This window comes from Nostoc sp. FACHB-888, from assembly GCF_014696655.1.
GTDB lineage: Bacteria > Cyanobacteriota > Cyanobacteriia > Cyanobacteriales > Nostocaceae > Nostoc.
Genome location: NZ_JACJQM010000020.1, coordinates 48,350 through 64,594 on the forward strand (window position 1 = coordinate 48,350; position 16,245 = coordinate 64,594).

General features: G+C 42.5%; 12 protein-coding genes and 2 tRNA genes. 9 read left to right on the forward strand and 5 right to left on the reverse strand.

Annotation, left to right across the window (positions count from 1 at the left end; genetic code table 11):
* Positions 1–615: 615 nt before the first annotated feature.
* Positions 616–1,899, forward strand: coding sequence for a hypothetical protein (locus H6G26_RS14985; RefSeq protein ID WP_190730012.1), 1,284 nt, complete (start codon positions 616–618; stop codon positions 1,897–1,899).
* Positions 1,900–1,939: 40 nt separating this feature from the next.
* On the opposite strand, the gene H6G26_RS14990 is transcribed toward H6G26_RS14985, so the two are convergent.
* Positions 1,940–2,761, reverse strand: coding sequence for a sulfurtransferase (locus H6G26_RS14990; protein ID WP_190730013.1), 822 nt, complete (start codon positions 2,759–2,761; stop codon positions 1,940–1,942).
* 34 nt (positions 2,762–2,795) lie between these two features.
* Here H6G26_RS14990 and H6G26_RS14995 point away from each other — a divergent pair, with 34 nt between their 5' ends.
* The 4 genes from H6G26_RS14995 to H6G26_RS15010 all read left to right on the forward strand — a co-directional run bounded on the left by H6G26_RS14995 (position 2,796) and on the right by H6G26_RS15010 (position 7,333).
* Positions 2,796–3,758 (forward strand): MnmC family methyltransferase, encoded by a 963-nt coding sequence (locus H6G26_RS14995; RefSeq protein ID WP_190730014.1) that lies wholly within the window; start codon positions 2,796–2,798, stop codon positions 3,756–3,758.
* A gap of 792 nt (positions 3,759–4,550) precedes the next feature.
* Positions 4,551–5,783, forward strand: a complete 1,233-nt coding sequence (locus H6G26_RS15000; protein ID WP_190730015.1) for an HD domain-containing phosphohydrolase — start codon at positions 4,551–4,553, stop codon at positions 5,781–5,783.
* 81 nt (positions 5,784–5,864) lie between these two features.
* Positions 5,865–7,217 (forward strand): bifunctional UDP-N-acetylglucosamine diphosphorylase/glucosamine-1-phosphate N-acetyltransferase GlmU, encoded by a 1,353-nt coding sequence (gene glmU, locus H6G26_RS15005; RefSeq protein ID WP_190730016.1) that lies wholly within the window; start codon positions 5,865–5,867, stop codon positions 7,215–7,217.
* On the forward strand, positions 7,196–7,333 hold the full coding sequence (locus H6G26_RS15010) for a hypothetical protein (RefSeq protein ID WP_190730065.1): 138 nt from the start codon (positions 7,196–7,198) through the stop codon (positions 7,331–7,333). Before glmU ends, H6G26_RS15010 begins: the two co-directional genes overlap by 22 nt.
* Here the strand turns inward: H6G26_RS15010 and H6G26_RS15015 are convergent.
* The 3 genes from H6G26_RS15015 to H6G26_RS15025 form a co-directional block, all read right to left on the reverse strand.
* Positions 7,324–8,277 carry an isoaspartyl peptidase/L-asparaginase gene (locus H6G26_RS15015; protein ID WP_190730017.1) on the reverse strand — a complete coding sequence of 318 codons (954 nt, stop codon included), beginning with the start codon at positions 8,275–8,277 and terminating at the stop codon, positions 7,324–7,326. The two genes, H6G26_RS15010 and H6G26_RS15015, sit on opposite strands and share 10 nt — an antisense overlap.
* Positions 8,278–8,367: 90 nt before the next feature.
* Positions 8,368–8,523, reverse strand: coding sequence for a DUF2256 domain-containing protein (locus tag H6G26_RS15020; RefSeq protein ID WP_094341107.1), 156 nt, complete (start codon positions 8,521–8,523; stop codon positions 8,368–8,370).
* Positions 8,524–8,695: 172 nt separating this feature from the next.
* Positions 8,696–11,617: a GAF domain-containing protein gene (locus tag H6G26_RS15025; protein WP_190730018.1), complete on the reverse strand. Its 2,922-nt coding sequence runs from the start codon at positions 11,615–11,617 to the stop codon at positions 8,696–8,698.
* A gap of 306 nt (positions 11,618–11,923) precedes the next feature.
* Between H6G26_RS15025 and H6G26_RS15030 the strand changes: the two genes are divergently transcribed.
* Positions 11,924–13,057, forward strand: coding sequence for a quinone-dependent dihydroorotate dehydrogenase (locus H6G26_RS15030; protein WP_190730019.1), 1,134 nt, complete (start codon positions 11,924–11,926; stop codon positions 13,055–13,057).
* Positions 13,058–13,075: 18 nt separating this feature from the next.
* Here H6G26_RS15030 and H6G26_RS15035 read toward each other — a convergent pair whose 3' ends face one another.
* The gene (locus tag H6G26_RS15035; RefSeq protein WP_190730020.1) at positions 13,076–13,810 is read right to left on the reverse strand and encodes a hypothetical protein; all 735 of its coding nucleotides are present in this window, start codon (positions 13,808–13,810) and stop codon (positions 13,076–13,078) included.
* 324 nt (positions 13,811–14,134) lie between these two features.
* On the opposite strand from H6G26_RS15035, the gene H6G26_RS15040 reads away from it, so the two are divergent.
* The 3 genes from H6G26_RS15040 (at position 14,135) to H6G26_RS15050 (ending at position 16,090) form a co-directional block, all read left to right on the forward strand.
* A tRNA-OTHER gene (locus H6G26_RS15040) sits at positions 14,135–14,264 on the forward strand.
* Between the two features lie 66 nt (positions 14,265–14,330).
* Positions 14,331–14,452 (forward strand) — tRNA-OTHER (locus tag H6G26_RS15045).
* Between the two features lie 36 nt (positions 14,453–14,488).
* On the forward strand, positions 14,489–16,090 hold the full coding sequence (locus H6G26_RS15050) for a TROVE domain-containing protein (RefSeq protein ID WP_190730021.1): 1,602 nt from the start codon (positions 14,489–14,491) through the stop codon (positions 16,088–16,090).
* Positions 16,091–16,245: the final 155 nt, after the last annotated feature.

Sequence of the window (16,245 nt, forward strand, 5' to 3'; positions counted from 1 at the left end):
AATTGTTCCAGAAGTTTTTTGAAGCAAATTTAGTTGGAATTTCAGTTTACATTTAATACATAAAATAGATAACAAATCAACTATATGGCTCATATTTGATTTTTGAAACAACTCAGTATATATATATTCCCTTTTTTCCTATTTACTGCTCCTTCGCTACGCAATTATTTTCAGGAATCAAATCGGATTCCTATATGTATTTAGTTTATTTAAGTTTTTATGCTGAAACTGACATTATGTGCAATTAACCCTGTGGCAGATTTAAAACTTAGTATTGGATATAAAAAATTAAATAAGGAGTACCTTACATATAATCCTTTCTAATCATATCAGCCACAGGGTCATCAGTTATGCAAGACGATATGTTGCTAGGGGTTCGCTATGGAATTACTCAATGGCTATATTTCACTAAATTTTAGGATAAATGCTGCCGGGGCATTTCAGCTTTGCAAAACAATCTGAGAAAAAATCCGAAAAGCAGCAGTTTTAATTTGTAGTTTCAGTATATACCTACAAAGCTAAAATAGATGTACTCAATTGTATATTCTGAATCGGAACTTCTGATGCAACTTGTGGGTCTACATTTGCCAAATGCGATCAATGCGATCTAACCAGATGCGACTCAAAAACTGGAAAAATTTGTTTTTTTGTATTTTGTTAGCATCCAGTGGTGGAAGCTGGTGTTGCATTAGAGTAGATGCAACAGAATCTGCAACTATAGATATCTGGCATCCTAAAAATTTAGCAAGCACACAGGTAACTTATCGGAAGCGATGTCAGAATTTGGAGCGAGAGGTAATTAACTCTTTGTGCAAGGATTCCGGTGAGTTGCATACTTTAAACTCTCAGATGCCGTTGAATCTGACACAGCAAACACCAGGTCAAACTGAAGAACCTGAAAATACTCAAAAGCAAAATGATTCTCCACAGTTAGAATTGCAGCCAAGTAATTTGCCTATATCTCCTTCAGACTCGAAAGAGCAACTATTAGAGGCACCTGAGATAAATTATTCCCAAAGGCTAGAGAGGCTAATACAACTGCTACGATCCCCAAAACTATCCCCTGAGTCTGATAGCGATCGCGAATTAGGGTTGCGCGTGCGGTTACGACCCCTAGAACAGCAGCTACCACCGATAGAACAACCCATAATACCTAAGTTTAAACCCATAGGCTATCTACAAGGCCGTGTAGGTTACTTCCAGACGACTAATATTTTTTCATCAAATGATAGGCCCATAGAAGATGGTTTAATTATTTCTGGACTAACACTAGCCTCTGCATATTTCCCTTTGGGGCCTAAGACTTTTTTAAACGGCTCAATTGATGGCAATCTCATTCGTTATATAAATCAGTCACAATACCACTATAACCAGGTAAGATTTAACCTCAGTATTTACCAGCATATATCTCAGCGAATGTTCGGCGAAGTGAGTTGGAGCAATCAACAGTTATTTTATGCCAATAATAGCGATCGCCCGGATAACTTCAAAGCAGGCGATCGCTTGTTAAATGAGAACTCCCTGCAATTGTCTCTGGGACGGCGAGATCCCTTAACTCCCAAATTAACGCTAGATAGCTTCTACGAATTGAGTGTAAATTTTGCTGATCCCCTAAGTCGTAATCGGATAATCAATACCTTTTGGGTGTCTCTGAACTACTACTTGCAAAAGCCTCTCCAGGTTGGTATTAACTATCAGGGCAACTTCTCGGACTTTACACAGCGCGATCGAGAAGACCAATTTCATCGACTATTCGGACATTTAAATTACCGAATATCTGATACCAGTAATTTGAATGTACAGGCTGGAAGAAGTTTAGGTAGTTCAACTGCTGAAAATATTGATTTTGATGGCTGGTTCTTCAGTATTAATTACAGTTTACAATTAGGTCAGTTTTGAATTTGTCATTAGTCATTTGTTAAAAACCCATGACTAATGACTATAAATAAGAAATCCAATCACTCCAACTGCCAGCATAAAGTTTACCCTTACTAATGCCAGCTAATTCTAAAGAAAGCAAATTTACGCAAGCAGTAACGCCAGAACCGCAATAAACCAAGATTTCTGCGGCTGTTTCTACTTGTTCCCATCGACGGCGTTGTTCCTCTTCAGGGAGTAGGTAGCCGGAAGAGTCTGTAACTTCTTGCCAAGGATAGTTGATTGCACCAGGAATATGTCCGGCAATTTTATCAATTGGTTCTCGTTCACCTCGGTAGCGATCGCTTTCTCTTGAATCTACCAATACTACCTCGTGGCTATCTTTTCGGCTTTTCACTGCTGTAATATCTACCACCTTTTCTGTTTGCACTTGAGCTACAAACGTACCCATTCGGGGTTGAGGAACGACATCCGTAACAGGGTACCCAGCTTTTTGCCATCCAGCCAAGCCTCCATCCAGTACCGCGACTTGCTCATGTCCTAGATAGCGCAAAAGCCACCATAGACGAGCTGCAAAGGCAAAACGCGAATCATCATAAGCTACAACTAAAGTTTTTTGGTAATTTACCCCAATGGCTGCAAATTTTTTAGCGATATCATTAGGGTTAGGTAAAGGATGTCTCCCACCATGCTTACCCACTGGACTCGAAAGATCCTGATTTAAATCTAGGTAATATGACCCTTTAATATGGCTTGTTTGGTACTGTTGTTGTCCTAGTTCTGGATCGGCTAAAGAAAAGCGACAATCAACAATCACGACTTGCGGATCTTCTAGATGTTCAAATAGCCAAGCTGGCGAAACAACAAATTGGGAATTGGACATGGGGCATTAGCTATTATTTAGTTTTATTTATAAAATGTCAGACTTAGAGAATTTTACACCTAAGCAAACAGCAGATGATTCCTTCACTTTTGTCTCTCAGGAGTTTGGTGAATCCTTTCATAGCCATTATGGAGCTAGGCAGGAGAGTTTTTTTAAGTTTGTGGAACCTACTCAATTGGCTACAGCAGCGCAAAAACCTGTTGTGCGGCTGTTGGATGTTTGTTATGGTCTAGGATATAACACAGCTGCTGCTTTGCAGACAATTTGGGCAGTGAATCCCGACTGTTATGTTGAAGTAATTGGTTTAGAACTGAATCCAGGGGTTCCACAAGCTGCGATCGCTCATCACTTGTTCGACAATTGGAACTTTAACTATATTGAAATTTTCTCCCAGCTAGCTTTTGAACATCAAGTACAAACACCTTGTCTAAAAGCAAAGCTACTAATTGGCGATGCTAGAAATACGATTGCGCTAGTACATCAGTCGGATTTCTGTGCAGATGCAATTTTCCTCGATCCCTTTTCACCGCCTCAATGTCCTCAATTATGGACTGTTGAATTTATTAAACAAGTATCATTCTGTTTACATCAAGATGGTTTATTAGCCACCTATTCTTGTGCTGCTGCTATACGCACAGCACTTTTGTCTGCTGGTTTAGTAATTGGTTCTACCCTACCTGTAGGAAGGCGATCGCCTGGTACTGTGGCAGCACATTCTGCGAGTGCTGAGTTGAAAGACCACTCAGTACGGGCTAAATACCGCGCTAACAGCAATCAGCACCTACCGTTCACTCCCCTCTCGCAAGTCGAAAAAGAACACTTGTTAACCCGTGCTGCCATTCCTTATCGCGATCCTGGATTAAGCGATTCAATCGAAGTTATAGTGATGCGGCGACAACAAGAGCAACAAGTCTCTTCACTCGAACCTACCTCCCGTTGGCGAAAAAGGTGGCTGTTGGGAACACAAGGTAGGGATTTTATGGGAAGTAGTTTTTAATTATATCGATTACCTGTGAGGTTACTCCTGAACAAGTTGCTTAAGCCACAAGTCTGATTAAGCTTGATTTTGTGCAGTTTCACAAAGAATTGCTATTAGGCCGCGATACCTTCTCTACGAGAGGCTACGCCAATGGTAAGCTTCTCGTAGAGACGCTGCGCGAACGTTAACGCAACGACAAACTAGTACAGCACCGCGTAAATAAGCAGACTATTGAAAAACCCTAAACAGTTTATTTCATAATACTTTTGACTTCCGCCTTGCGGTACTAGTTTCTCCCTCCTTAATTTCAGAGAAATTATCCATATTCCCCAAAAAGTTTGATTTCCTTCTTAGATACTCAAGTAACAAGTTTTTTTGATGTAAATGAATAAGAACTATGACTAGTATATAATTTTACATACTGGTTGGCAGTGTTTAGATATTACAATAACTGAGTAAGTAAAAATATGTACGCTTAATGATTACCATAAATGCTTTGAAATAAAAACCCTATAGTTTGATATAAAGCAAGCGATTTTAGCAATTTATGGCACTAATGTGGAAAAAACCTCAGTAAAAACCCTGATTTAACATTTGTGCAAATTTATCATACTGGAATTAGAAGCAAAAAATTTGACAACAAGATATTCCTTGTTCGTAAGATAAAAGATACACGCTGCGAAAAACTTAGTTTGGCAGCTTGACATCATGCATAATCCCTATTGAAACTCTGGCTCAGATACAGTTGAATATTAAATTTGTTTTTGAAATCTTACACTGTTAACTTGTGCAAAAACTTGGAGTCCCTTTGTGATTCAATGGAAATCCAACCATACAGGCTTTACAGAACAAATTGTTAGTGGGTCAAACCCCATTAACACAGTGAAGAGTATCGGTTCAAATCGTGCTGTAGGGTCGCAAAATAATGCGGAGGCTTATTCTTTAAGCTTATCTCAAGAAGACCTTATGGTTAAAGATAACCAAGCAGTGTCTTCTTGGATAAAAGTTGATGTTAATTGTGGTGATGATTCATTGGTTTCTAGAACACTACAAGCCAAAGGTTCTAAAGTGAATGGGTTTGATTTAGATCCGCCGAAGGTTTTAGTAGTTGACGATCATGCCGCCAGTCGCATGACTGCTGTTGCGCTGTTGGGGGTGGAAGGATACGAAGTGATTGAGGCGGATAGTGGTTCCACTGTTATAGGATTGGTAACTCAAAAACAACCAGATTTGATTTTGCTGGATGTGATGATGCCAGGGATGGATGGATTTCAAGTATGCCAATTGCTCAAGCAGGATGAGCAGACTAGGCTAATCCCAGTGATTTTTATAACGGCCTTAAATGACAGGCGATCGCGTATTCGAGGAATTGAAGTTGGCGCAGATGATTTTCTCACCAAACCCTTTGATCGTGTGGAGCTGGCAGCGCGTGTAAAGTCCTTAGTGCGGCAGAAGCGTCTGAACGAAGATTTAGACCATGCTGAACAAGTACTATTTTCCATTGCCATGTCGATTGAAAGTCGTGATCCCAATACAGGCAACCATTGTGAACGCTTGGTAAAACTGGGACAAGTTTTTGGTGAATACCTCAACCTCTCACGCTACCAAATTCGAGATTTGAGGTGGGGTGGTTATCTCCACGATATTGGTAAGGTGGGTATTCCCGATGCAGTGCTGCTGAAAAAAGGTAAACTCACCCCCGAAGATTGGAAAATCATGCAGCAGCATGTTTTGATTGGAGAAAAAATTTGCCAACCACTACGGAGTATGCGGGGTGTAATTCCTATTATTCGCCATCACCACGAACGCTGGGATGGCTCAGGTTACCCAGATGGACTCAAGGAAGATGAGATTCCTTACCTGGCGCAAGTATTCCAGCTAATTGATATTTACGATGCCTTGACTAGCGAACGACCTTATAAAAGAGCTTTTACTTCAGCAGAAGCACTTTCAGTAATGCAAGAAGAAGCTGATTCCGGTTGGCGTAATCCCAAATTAATGCAGCAGTTTGCGGAGTTTATTGTATATTTCACTCTTCTATGATTAGCTGGTATAGATTTGAGCCTACATTTTCAAAGTACCAACAGCATTAATCATAATTTCACTGATAGCTGATAGCTAATTATGGTAGTTGTAGCAATTCTAGCGGCGGGACGCGGCACACGGATGAAATCACGCTTACCCAAGGTTTTACATTCTTTGGGTGGGCGATCGCTAGTCGAGAGAGTTCTCGAAAGTGTAGAACCACTTTTCCCCTCACGGCGAATCATGATTGTAGGGTATCAGTCCGAGGAAGTGCAAGCCGCCATGCATTCAATTCCCAGCTTGGAGTTTGTCGAACAGACTGTGCAACTAGGGACAGGTCATGCCATCCAGCAATTACTTCCTCACTTGGAAGACTACACAGGTGATTTGCTGATACTTAACGGCGATTTACCGTTGATACGTAGTGAAACTCTTCAGCAGATGTTACAAACTCACACCCGAAATAAAAACGCTGCCACTATTCTCACCTCGCACCTACCCGACCCCACAGGCTACGGGCGAGTTTTTTGTAACGATGAAAATATTGTGCAGCAAATGGTCGAACACAAAGATTGTACTGCTGCTCAAAGAGAAAATCACCGGATTAACGCTGGAGTTTACTGCTTCCGTTGGCCAGATTTGGCAAAGGTGCTTCCCCACATACAAGCAAACAATGCTCAAAAAGAATACTATCTCACTGATGCTGTAACTCAAGCGGGAAAAGTTATGGCAGTAGATGTGGAAGACTACCAAGAAATTCTCGGCATCAACGATCGCCTGCAACTAGCCACAGCTTACGAGATTTTGCAAAGGCGAGTTAAGGAAAAATGGATGCTGGCGGGTGTCACCCTCATCGATCCCACAAGCATCACCATTGATGAAACTGTAGAGTTACAACCGGATGTAATTATTGAACCCCAAACTCATCTGCGGGGAAATACACTGATTCAATCAAGTTGTCACATTGGGCCGGGAAGTTTAATTGAAAATAGCCAGTTGGCTGAAAATGTCACGGTGCAATATTCAGTGGTAATAAATAGTACTGTGCAGGCGGGAAGCCGAATTGGTCCTTATACTCATTTGCGCGGTCAGGTACAAGTGGGTGCTGGTTGCCGTGTCGGGAATTTTGTGGAATTGAAAAATACGCAATTAGGCGATCGCACAAATGCTGCACATTTGTCGTATATAGGCGATACCGTTGTCGGCAATCAGGTGAATATTGGTGCTGGCACAATTACTGCCAATTATGACGGCGTGAAGAAACACCGTACAAAAATAGGCGATCGCACAAAAACCGGCGCCAATAGCGTTTTAGTGGCTCCAATCACCTTGGGAGATGATGTCTATATTGCAGCTGGTTCCACTGTAACAGAAGATGTGCCTGATGATTCTCTGGTAATTGCCCGTAGTCGTCAGGTGGTAAAACCAGCTTGGCGCAAGAAAAGCCAATAAACAAGCGCCGCAAATCTGGTGGTTATTACTTGAATCAGGCAGAATTAATCGATATTCTGCAACAAGGATATCAAGTGGCACTGAAAAGAGCGGCGCTAGAATTTATTCAACAATAGCCAATCAATTCATTATCATTCCATTCCAAAGTGTCACCAATTTTTTCGCCGTCATGGTAGGCGGCGAGTAAGATTTCGCTGGTTTTTCCCCAAGCGATCGCTCCACTGACATCTAAAGCGATCGCTCCCAAATCCCGTTTGTTCTGGTGCGCTTCTCCAAAGGATCGGTGCATGGCCTCCTTCAGGGACATCCCATCAGTTACACGTACTACAATCCGGGGAGCTAGACACTCATCAATGATATCTTCGCCAATGCCAGTACAGCTAACACCTGCATTACTAGTAGCATAGTTACCTGCTGGCATCGCAGAATCACTTACCCTGCCAATCCGCTCAAAGCCCTTACCACCAGTAGAAGTGCCAGCAGCTAGCCTACCAGATGCATCTAAAGCTACCACACCGATGGTTCCGCGTCCGGCATTGCTGGTTTCTACTAGTTCGGGTTCTGCTACCACGCCAGCCATTGCGCTTTTAAAATTATCTTGGCGCTCTTGTATCCACTCTTGTAACCGCAAATCAGTTAAAGCGTTATAGCTGGGAATTTGCATTTCCCGCGCCAACTCAGCCGAGCCAAAATCTGATAGCACTCGGTCTGGGGAGTTTTGTAAAAATTGTGCCAACTCAATGGGATTTTTCACCCGCGAAATATTAATTACACCACTAAACCGCCCTAATGCGCCATCCATCAAAGAAGCACTCATGCGGATTTGCCCATCAGATTGTAGTACTGAACCAGTACCAGCATTAAAGCGGGGATTATCTTCGAGCATGTGGCAACCATGCACCACCGCCTCTGAAGCAGTTGCTCCGCATAATAGTAGAGAATAGACTTCTTCTATTACTGTATGGAGCGATCGGCGCACCGCTTCCAATCCGCCTTTACCGTGGAGAGAACTACCAGCCCCCCCATGAATAATTAATTTAGGTTGCACGTGTGACTCCATTAATCTCTTGCGCTATTTGCGTCTGTGTTGCGGTTAATTTCATTAGGGATTAGGTATTGGAAAGAATTCATTACCTAGTCCCCAGTCCCTTTAAGTTTTCGCTTCAGAACGGCGACGACGACAACGTTCTGAGCAGTATTTCACATCGTCCCAACAATCTTGCCACTTTTTACGCCATGTGAAAGGACGTTGACATACCGGACAGATTTTTGTAGGCAGGTCAGATTTAGAACGAACACGTCCCATATAAATGCTGTGTATATGAGAATTTGATTTCTGAGAGAGATGGAAAATAATTATAACCAGTTTGCTAAGAATGAAGGATATTTTCGGAAAATAAAAGTTTTGTCATCTACCTTTAGACGTGTTTTTCGCATCTCTCAAACTTCATTGCTTATGACAGTTGCGTAAGTCCTAACTAAGAATCATTACCAACTAACGGTAAAAGTAAACGGCTAACTACCCGATTATCTGGTAATTGATAGAAATTCAACTCTCCTCCTAGTTCCTGCATGAGGTTTTGGCAGATTAGCAGATGTAAACCTGGCGGTTGGTCGAGGTTGGAGGAAGCAAGCACATCTTTGGATGTATTATCATGTAACTCTGTTAATAGCTGTGGTTCGATCGCACCGTTGTATGTAATCGACAGTTCTAGCGATATCTGATGAGCAGCCCCTAACTTTGCAGAAGAATGCTTTGCATCTGAGGGTTTTGACGGATCTAAACGACGGCACCAAATATCAATCCTGCCGCCGCTTTGAGAAGAGTTACAGGCATTGATCAATAATTCATGGATAACTAACTCAATTTTGACAATATCACCTGCGATCGCCATTGCGGATTGAGCGTTGGAGATAGGAATACCTCTGGCGAGTGAAGAGTTCTTTGGCGATTGCTCCTCAATCTGTTGCCCTAAACCATGTACACCAATCCACAGCTTTTGTTGTTTGAGCAAATTTTCAATGCGTTCGAGTGATCGCTTCAGTAAACTGGCTATGGGCATAGTTTCCCAACTCATATGTAGCTGCCAATGCTCAAGTTTGAGCATTCCACTCATAGAGGCAGCTGTATGGTCTAGCTGCCGCAGCAATAGTTGGTAGCGCATCTGAGTGAGTTCATTAGCAGGAATATCCAAATCATGGATTTGTTTAAGGGATAGCGCTGTTATTCTTTGAATTTCCTCTAAACGACGATGTTTGTACCAATTGAGTTGTCGTAATTCTTCTGTTGTAGACTCTAAAAGTCGGGTAATTTGCTTTTCACGACGCCACCAAGCTAATTGAGAAATTAGAGTTGTTGTTGCACTGAGGCTTTGTTCTGACCAGCGACGCTCTTGATAGTCTGCTAACAACACTACACCCGTAGTCTCATAATCAGCATTGGTACGTAATGCCATTACCAAAATTCGACCTTTATCTGGAACACTCAACCATTTTCGAGTTTCGGGGGGTAAATTATCGACCTTCAAAGTTAGGTAACTCTCCGTAGCAAGTGCCCACTGAATTAAAGCTTCAGTCTTGATAGGAATAGATGCATCAGAAAAAATCCCAAATTGACTATTTTCGACCACTCCAGGGATAATTTCTGCCCAACTTTCACCAAGCGGCCAAGATAGCATTACTGCTAGGGGACAGCCTAAAATTGATGCTATTTGTTCGAGTGCTGTACGTTCTAAATGCTTTTTTTCAACTTCGATTTTGCTGTTCTGAGATTGTGTCAAAATGCGTAGGCATTGCTCAAATGCTTGGGAAGATTTTTGCTGCTGAGTAGTGCGGTTATGTAATTGCCACTGACGAACAATTACACCAATCTGTTGACTGACGGCCCAGAGCAGTTCCTTTTCCACAGTTGCCCAAGAACGATGGGTTTCGTGAGTGATGACTAAAAGCGCTCCTGGTATATGACCATGAGTGCATTTACAAACAAGTAGCGATCGCACCCCACTTTCTAACAACAAGGAACGCCAATTAAAAAAGCGTAAATCTTCATCTAAGTTCTCAATTTCTACCGCTTGAGCTGAACGTTGCAAAAGCTGTTCATCTAATTCTTTGAGACTATTAAGAGTAAATGCCAATGGTCGGCGATTATGGGGCTGACTTTGGTAAATAATTTGATAATTATTCTGCTCAGAATCATACTGCAAGAGCAGAAAGCGGGTGGCAGCTAGCCGAGCTAAAACTTTTTTAGCACAGCTGTGTAAAGTTTCCTGAAGGTCATGCTCGCTATAGATACCTTGAGCAACTTGGCCAGTCAGTTGGGCATCCTCTTGAATCTGTTTGATAGTGCTTTCCATGCTTTCATTGGGTGCAACTAGCGAGATTAAGCCAGCAGCACCTTGGACAAAATTTTTGTCTGCCTCCGTCCAGATTCGAGGTTCATTGCTTTCCACCGCCAGAAAACCAAGCAAGTTCTTTTGCCAGATTATCGGAGCCGCCAAGAGCGATCGCACCTTCAGCCGTTGCAGTAATTTTGCCGTAAAATGGCTTTTTAAAGAACTGCGTGCATCACCAATTGAGACAATTTGGTTAACTGTCAAAGCATAATAAAAATCGCTCAACTCCTGTACCGTCATTCCCGCCGCTTGCTGATTACTAGAATTACGATCTATTTTCACAAGCTGATTGCTCATCCGACACCAAAAGTAGCGCCCCTCCCGCTCAAACCAGTAAATATTTGTCCGGTTAGGGGAGACAAATTTATGAGTTGCTTGCACGGCCGCTTCTAGTCTTTGATTCAGGTTAGTGAGGGTACGTAAATTTTCTAGCAACTCTAATAATGGTTCGTCGGTTCGCTTGGTTTGCTTATGCTGCAAATCCATCTCATTTTGATAAAGCACTGCCCCCAATTCGCCTAAAACCATCATCAAACGTGCTTTTGCTTCGCCTGGAAGTAGGTAGCCCCAACGTTCTGAACCCAGTAACAACAAACCCAAGCAACGGTCTTTATAACGGATTGGTAAAATAATTGTTCCTTTAATATGGAATTTTTCTGCCATTTTTCGCCATTCGGCGGCGCGGATTTCAGTTTGCAAATCAGCTACGCCCAAGGGATGCTGTTCAATCACCACTTGCTCTAACAAATCCCCAGGACTGAGAACAACCCTTTGGCGTAAAAAGCTCGTGTCATGATCAGGTGTGGTGCCCCCTTTACCGAATAAGATGTGATTCAGGCGATCGTAAAGAGCAATCCAAATCAGTTTGTAGTCAAACTGTTCTTTAAGATAAGAAATAGTGGTTTCAATCAGAACGTCAACATCTTCTTCTTCTCTGAGGCTCTGGAGGACGCGCCCCAATGAGAGGATCTGCTGTTCGGCGGCTATAGGTTTTTGCGGCTGCCCCATCTGATTTATTGGTTTACATAACTTGTAATATATAAGATGCCCAGAAAAGCACCCTAAGTAATAAGCGATCGCGAATTTTGCCCAGACGAGAATATTAAATCAATGAATTGTAACCATTTATAACTTTATAAAAGCTTTGTTTTAAGTAAATACACTGTAATAAAAGCTGTATCCCTGTTATATAGCTTAAATATATTTAATTTCATAAAAAATAAATTATACGTGATGTTGATTTTTTAAAAAGCTCAATTAGTGATTGATACTTTATGCAACTATGCCTAAGTGGGTAATTTTCTTGAAAAGCTAATGGATATTTATAAATTTGCCATTCGTCCGCTTTTGTTCAATGTGGTAAAAGCCGATTCAGAGTGGTTACACCAGCAGACAATTCGCAGTTTTAGCTGGCTATCGCAAACCCCTGATAGTTGGGCAAACCAACGCTTACAAAAATCCTTGTGTTTGTACGATTCACGTCTAGAACAAAATTTGTTTGGGCTAAACTTCCCAAATCCGGTAGGGTTAGCAGCTGGTTTTGATAAGGATGGAGTAGCTGCTAACATTTGGTCTAACCTGGGTTTTGGCTTTGCGGAATTAGGAACTGTAACTTTTCACGCACAGCCAGGAAATCCGCCTCCCCGTTTGTTTCGCTTGCCGTTGGACAAAGCTGCTCTCAATCGGATGGGCTTTAATAATCTCGGTGCAGCAGCAATGGCAGCACGTTTGACACAAGAAAAGCAGAAGTTAACCCAGTCAATCCCCATAGGGATAAATTTGGGTAAATCGAAAGTAACTCCTCTAGAAGCAGCCGCACAAGATTATCTCGATAGTTTTTGCTTACTCAAGGATTTGGGAGACTATTTTGTTGTTAATGTATCCTCGCCAAATACACCGGGATTGCGATCGCTCCAAGATGCTTCTATGCTCAGTGCCATCTTGAATTTATTACAACAAGAAAATAATACACAAAAACCAATTTTTGTCAAGATAGCGCCAGATTTATCATGGGAAGCGATCGCTGACATCATAACTCTTGCTAAAACCTACCAACTGGCGGGAATTATTGCGACTAACACCACCATCAGCCGTGATGGACTGAAAACCCAGGTGGTTGACCAAACTGGCAAATCACCCCAGGAAGAAGCTGGCGGAATTAGTGGTGAACCATTGCGCGATCGCTCCACTGAGGTAATTCGTTTTATTTGGCAGCAAACCCAAGGACAAATCCCGATTATTGGCGTTGGTGGCATCTTTTCTGCTGAGGATGCTTGGGAAAAAATTACTGCTGGTGCTACCTTGATCCAGGTTTATACAGGCTGGATTTATGAAGGCCCACTGATGGTACGCCAGATTCTAGCAGGTTTACTTTCCAAGCTAGAACAAAGCGGATTAAATTCCATCAACGAAGCTGTAGGTTTACAAACAAAAATTCAAAAATTCTAATTTTGAATTTTGAATTGTTTAACCTTCTTCTTCCACTGGAAAAAACTCCTTAGTTTTTTCCGAGTATGACCAGGCAATACCATCAGGGTCTTTGCTGCGACTCCACTCAGGAAACTCTGGATCGTTTCGCCGTTTATAAACCGTGCTGGAATAGACATTTAGCCGTTTGGCAAGTTCAGATTGAATCAGAGAGCCAAAAATTAACTGTTTTTCCAGCGATCGTTTAGCTGACTCATGGGTTGGCTGTGGTGGTGATTCGGTTTCTGGTTCCTCCTGTGGGGTTGGTGCAGGTGGTGCGGGTGGTGCTAGCAGCGATCGCGCAGTTTTAGTAACTGGTTGAGTAGGAAGTTCTTTAACAGGCTCACTACTATCAAGAATATTACCGAGAATGCTGGCAGTTATAAAGTAATAAGACTGCCCCGCATCTTCGGAGTTCACTATACTAGCGCCAAATTCTGAGGCTTTACTATCCAAGTAGCGTTTTGCCGTCGTTCCAGGAAAATTGCCCCTCATTGCCAAGTCCATTGGCGTAAGTCTGCCTTGATTTTCCCGAACCAACTGATGAAAAATTGGGTTAACTCGATGAGTCCACTGTTGCCATTGATATTCCTGCCAAAGCTTGAAGCCAATTACCAGCACAATTAGCGCTAGTAAAAATCTCCAAGTGGTAACTAGGAAAATAATCAAGAACGAGATGGGCAAAAGTAGAACGAGAAAAGCCTTGCCGTTATCTTCTATGGGTTTCTCACTCATGCCGATTTTTGCCAAGTGAATTTTGGGAAATAATACTATCTATATTGGCAAAAATTAGGACACTTTTTTGTATCTTTTGGCAAAGTTGTGGCAAATTTGCTGGCAAAACTTTTACTCAGTAAGTGTTATAGCCTTGTGAATCTGCAAATAATCTAAGATTGGTCTGCGATGCCTACGGCGGTAAACTACGGGCAAAAGTTTTTACTCAGAGAAAATTAAAGGGTTTTTGGCTCAATTAAGAACTCTATAAATTAGCTTACCAGCCCCTTGACAACAAACAATACATATACTACATTTGTAATACAAGCTAAATTTACTTGATATGTGGTGGGTAGCTCAGTGGTTAGAGCACCTAAACATCCTTATTCAGCCCTTGCCTGAAAAGGCCGACGAATTGAGGGTTATCGCCTGCCAAGCGGGAGGTCGCGGGTTCAATTCCCGCTCCACTACACCAATTAATTTTAGATTTTAGATTTCGGATTTTGGATTGGATTTAAAATCTCAAATCCCAAATTTTATGTGGCGGGTAGCTCAGAGGTAGAGCGCTAAACATCCTTGTTCACCCCTTGCCTGAAAAGGCCGACGAATTAGGGTTATCGAATTGGGTTCGAGAGGTCGCGGGTTCAAATCCCGCTCCGCCACCTTTCATTTTGCCTGCAAGGGCTGGGAGATGAAGCCATGAATTACAATTTTTTTACTAAAAAGAAAACAACTACACCACAAAATCAGCCTATCCCCGGACGGGAAGCAGAGATGATTCAGGGACGTTCCGGTGGCTGGATGTTTGATGCTGGTATTTGGAAGATGCTACGTCGCTGTCTTTTGGTTGGCACAGCAAAAAGCACTTACTATGCTGGAAAGCAGGAATTAACTGAAGATTTTGTGGCAGTTGTAAGACTTGCTGTTGCCGAAAATCCCGGTCGTGTAGCAGAAGAAATTTTGTATGCTAGCGATGGACGCGCCATCAATAACAGTGCGCCTATCTTAGCTTTGGTGCTGCTATCTATGGGTGAAACACCAGAAGCAAAACAGGCGTTTGGTGAAATCTTTCCGCAAGTTGTTCGCACTGGTAGCCACTTCTACGAATGGTTGAACTACACCAAATCTCTGCGGGGATTTGGCAAAGTAGTGCGGGAAGCTGGTAAAACTTGGCTCTCAAGGGAAGATGTCAAGGGTTTAGCTTATCAACTGTTGAAATATCAACAGCGTCAAGGCTTTTCCCACCGAGATGCGTTGCGGTTGTTCCATGTCAAACCGCCTACAGAAAATCACCGTCAACTATTTGAGTGGGTAGTTAGAGGCTGGGAAGAATTGCCAGCAGACATTCCCTCAGAGGCATTGGCGCAGATTTGGTGGTATGAGTGGCTCAAGCGGAATCCCACCCAAACCCATGAAGCTATTTCCCAAGGACGCTTAACCCACGAAATGGCTGCACCAGTGGGCAAAATGGACAAGCTTGCTTGGCAGCTGCTATTTCAGGAAATGCCAATAGGTGCAATGTTACGTAACTTGGGTTCTTTAACTGAACTGGGTGTGTTACGAGCTGATGAAAGTGCCAACTTGCTGCAAGTGGAAGCAGTTCTTAATCGCAGAGAACATCTGCGTAAAGGTCGCATCCATCCGATTGATGTTTTGAAAGCACTCAAAACTTATGAATCTGGTGGAAAATTAGGACGCAGTAAGAAGACTTGGAACCCAGTTCCTCGAATTGTGGACATTTTAGAAAAGGCGGTTGAACTATCTTTTGATGTTGTGCAACCTACAGGTAAGGTGTTCATGCACGCCGTAGACGTTTCTGGTTCTATGGGTAACTTGGTTGCAGATATGGGGCTAACTTGTTGTGAAATTGCCACCACAATGGCACTGGTAACAGCAAAAGCAGAAAAAAACTACATGATTCGCGGCTTTGCTACGGAATTCCGTGAATTAGATATTACCGCTAAAGATAGTTTTAGTTCTGCGGTTCGCAAAGCTAGCAACCAAAACTTTGGTGGAACGGATGCATCTGTAGCTTACGACTGGATGATTAAAAATAAGTTTAAAGCAGATGTTGTCTGCTTTTGGACTGACTCGGAAAGCTGGGCTGGATATAAGCATCCAAGTCAAGCGCTGAAGGAGTACCGCAAAAAGGTAAATCCCAACGTCAAGGCGGTGTATGTCACCTTGACACCTTACCAAATTACTTTGGTAGATCCTGAAGATTCGCTGTCTTGGGATTTGGCAGGATTCGATCCGGCTACGCCTCGCATTATCCAGATGCTGGCTACGGATGAATTGTAGATATTGCTGAAGGGTAAAGGATGAAAAACTTTATCCTTCCTACTTCATGGCGGGTTATCCTTGTTCGCAACTTGCCTTTCGGGGCCGGAGAATTTAGGGTTATCGGTTACGTCTCCACCATTGTGGGGATTAGCGGGTTCAATCCCCGCACCCGC